At 61.7% G+C, this 1,120-nt stretch carries 1 protein-coding gene and 1 pseudogene; both read right to left on the reverse strand.

Translation table 11 applies throughout. The features are described from left to right. Positions 1-67: 67 nt before the first annotated feature. The gene (istB, locus tag QOL82_RS29160; protein WP_283445828.1) at positions 68-925 is read right to left on the reverse strand and encodes an IS21-like element helper ATPase IstB; all 858 of its coding nucleotides are present in this window, start codon (positions 923-925) and stop codon (positions 68-70) included. Continuing rightward, a pseudogene (locus tag QOL82_RS29165) lies at positions 922-1,120 on the reverse strand (hypothetical protein); the annotation flags it as partial. The gene istB and the pseudogene QOL82_RS29165, both read right to left, overlap by 4 nt.

Genomic DNA, 1,120 nt, shown 5'->3' on the forward strand with positions numbered 1-1,120 from the left:
TGTCAATGCCGCTCGTGATTTCCTCAAATCTGCCGAAGTAAATTTCCCCACCCTTGGCGATGGGCAGTCAGCCCTGCAGTGACGTTATTTCCTCTCTTTTAGGACGTCCAGCCCGGCGTTTTTCCGGCACAGGGCTTCCCATTTCATTAAGTGCAGGACGGTTGCGCAGGTGCTCTGGAATCAGGGCGGCATGTTCCCGAAGGCGGTATGAATTGCCTTCAATGGGAATGACGATGGCATGGTGCAGCAACCGGTCCAGCAGTGCAGTGGCGACCACCGGATCGCCGAAGATCTCTCCCCATTCACTAAAGCCGCGGTTACTCGTTAGGACCATCGCGCAACGCTCGTAGCAGGCATTAACCAGCTGGAAGAACAGATTGCCGCCATTCGAGCCCAGCAGCAGGTAGCCAATCTCGTCGACGATCAGTACGCTATAGCGCGACAGGAACTTCACCCGCTCACGCAGCCGGCCTTCGCGCTCGGCCTTGCGCATGGAATCGACCAGCTCGGCCAGCGTGGCAAAGAACACGCTCTTGCCGGCTCGGACGGCTTCCACCCCTAGCGCAACGGCAAGGTGGCTCTTCCCCGTTCCGGGCGGCCCCAGGAAGTGCACGCACTGGCGCCGCTCAATAAACCCCAGTTCGGCCAGGGCCATGACACGGCTGCGCTCGAGCGATGGCTGGAAGAAGTCGTAGCCAGCCAGCGTCTTGAGCACCGTCAGACGTGCGGTTTGGAGGGCGATCTTGATGCGGCGGCTCTCGCGCGTGCTGTACTCCTCGCCCAGCAAGGCTTCTATGGCTTCCAGAGCAGTAAGCTGCCCTTGTTCGATCTGTGACTGCACCGTCTGCAACGCCTCCAGCGCGCGGGGCATCTTCAGGCCAATCAGATGCCTGCGGATGCGTTCGGCAACGGGTTCATGGCTCATCGCTGGCCTCCAATCTGTCGGCCGATGAACTCATAGACGGCCAGCGGCCGCTGGGCAACAGCGTGCCCGGGCGGTAGCACGATGGCGTCCGGTTTCTCCCGTTGCATGATTCGCTGCAGCAGCCGGTGGCCAGCCAGGACCGAGCGCTCGCGCCGACCTTCCAGCCGGGCATGGGTAGCAATCAGGGCGCCGTCC

The organism is Noviherbaspirillum suwonense, from assembly GCF_900182955.1.
GTDB lineage: Bacteria > Pseudomonadota > Gammaproteobacteria > Burkholderiales > Burkholderiaceae_D > Noviherbaspirillum_A > Noviherbaspirillum_A suwonense.